The organism is Protofrankia sp. Cr1, assembly GCF_963555865.1.
Classification (GTDB): domain Bacteria; phylum Actinomycetota; class Actinomycetes; order Frankiales; family Frankiaceae; genus Protofrankia.
Map to the genome: position 1 here is coordinate 7,776 of NZ_CAUVXO010000200.1, position 2,194 is coordinate 9,969.

Below are 2,194 nucleotides of genomic sequence, written 5' to 3' on the forward strand. Positions count from 1 at the left end.
TGCGGGTGTTGCCTGACAAGTCAGCCGCACATCCCACGGTTCTCTGGAGCGTTCATCATGAGCAAGCCCCCGTCGATCCCACCCCACCGCACCGACCCGCAACCAGGCTCGGCCGAACAACGACGCACCTCCCGGCGGCGTTTCCTCGGGGCCGGGCTGGCCGCCGCGACACTGCCGATCGGCGCGGGGGTGTTCGCGGCCCGCCCAGCCGCCGCCGCGCAACCAACCGCCGATGCGACCGGAAGCCGGCCCAACCTGCTGATCCTCATGACCGACCAGGAGCGCACGGAAGTCGTGCTTCCCAGCGGATTCAGCCTGCCGGCCCGCGACCGGGTGGCGGGCGACGGGGTGACCTTCGGCCTGCATCACACACCGACAGCCCCCTGCTCCCCCGCCCGGTCCACCGTGTTCACCGGCCTACATGCGCCGGTCAACGGCGTTTTGGACAACGTCGGCGCGGCGCAGCCGGACCTGTCCGCGACGATCCCCACGCTGGGCACCATGGTGAAGGCCGCCGGTTACCACACCTGTTACATCGGCAAGTGGCACCTGACCCAGAACATCACCACCGACCCGGCCTACCTCACCCCCTACGGCTTCGACGAGGCGATCGACCTACTCGCCGGTGGTACCCCGAATGAGGGAACCCAGCAGGACCCGGGCGTCGCCCAGCAGGCCGAGGCATGGCTCGCCGCGCACGCCGCTGACAGCCAGCCATGGCTGTGTGTGGTCAGCTTCGTCAACCCGCACGACATGATGTTCTGCCCACGCTTCTACCGGCTCGATGACGTGCCCGACTACGGCGCCGCGGTGCCGACGAACTTCGAGTCGGACCTGTCCTCGAAGCCGCCGGTTCAGACCGTGTGGCGGGGTGAGAACGAGGCGGTCGGCGGCGCGATGCCGAACGCGGTCACGGCCCCCGACGACGCACACCAGTGGCGGCAGTGGGGGAACTGGTACCTGGAATTGCTGCGGCGTACCGACGTGCTGATGAGCGGCGTGCTCGACGCACTCGACGCCTCCGGTCGGGCCGCCGACACGGTCGTGGTCCGGTTGGCCGATCACGGCGAAATGGGCGGCGGACACGGGCTACGACAGAAAGGAGCGATGATCTACCAGGAGAACCTACGGGTGCCGTTGGTGATCGCCGATCCGCGGCGTCCGGCCACCCATGGCAGCACCTCGACGGCTCTCACCTCGCACATCGACGTCGTGCCCACCCTGGCCTCGCTCGCCGGGATCGACGCCACGGCCTTCGGCCCGCTGGTCGGCCATGACCTCACGGTCCTGCTCGACCAGCCAGGCGGGTCGGTCCGTACCAGTCTGTTGGTGACGTCGGACGCGACCAGCAGCGGACTCGGGCTGCCAGGGCTGCGGTACTGCATCCGGGGGGTGTTGACCGCGCGCTACAGCTTCGGCCGGTACACCACTCCCGATGGCATCGACGGCCCGCCGTCCGGCTACACCTTCGAGTGCTATGACCGCCTGGCCGACCCGGGTGAGCTGCACAACCTCGCCAACGACCCATCGCGGGCGAGCCTGCTGAAGGACCTGAACGACCTGGTGAACCAGCTGATCGCCGACGAGCTTCAGGGTGGGGGGACGGCACATGCGTAAGAGTGCCCGGCAATAGGGGCGTGGATGTCGCCGCAGCCCCCTGACAGCACCATCACGGGCCAGACCCGCGAATGGACACGCCAATGTCCGCTTTGTCGCATTTCTGACAATGAACGATGAATGCGAGGACGGCCTTGGATGAATAGTGACCGAACAGGAAGGCCGACTGTCACCCCTTTGCCGGCCAGCGGTCCAGTGTGACGTGCTGTTGCCATAACGGGGGGATGGGCACGTGAAGCGAACGTCGGTATTCGCGTTGTTGTCGTTGCTGGCCGGGACGCTGTTGAGCGGCCTGGGACCCGCGGTTTCCGCCTCGGCGGCGACGCCGGATGTGATCGACGTGGTGTCGGTAAACGGGACGACGTCTGGGGCTTCCGCGGTCTCCATCATGCCGATGTTGTCGACGGGCGTGACCGGGACGCCGATTGCGTTGCCGACGGCCGCGAGCGGGGGTAATCGTCCCCTTACGTTGAGCGGGTCCGCATCCTCTGAGGGGCAGCTCAGCCTGTCCAGTGATGGGCGCTATCTCACCCTTGCCGGCTACTCCGCGTCACCGGGAACAGGGTCTGTCGCATCG

Annotated in this window: 1 protein-coding gene and 1 pseudogene; both read left to right on the forward strand. The window is 67.7% G+C overall.

Going from position 1 to position 2,194, the window contains the following annotated elements; translation table 11 throughout:
• The first annotated feature begins 57 nt into the window (after positions 1–57).
• On the forward strand, positions 58–1,617 hold the full coding sequence (locus U9980_RS15960; RefSeq protein ID WP_322768644.1) for a sulfatase-like hydrolase/transferase: 1,560 nt from the start codon (positions 58–60) through the stop codon (positions 1,615–1,617).
• Between the two features lie 232 nt (positions 1,618–1,849).
• Positions 1,850–2,194: pseudogene (locus tag U9980_RS15965) on the forward strand (hypothetical protein); the annotation flags it as partial.

Bases quoted from the DNA above. Each gene is read 5' to 3' on its own strand.
- U9980_RS15960 (WP_322768644.1), top strand. From the start codon at position 58: ATGAGCAAGCCCCCGTCGATCCCACCCCACCGCACCGACCCGCAACCA.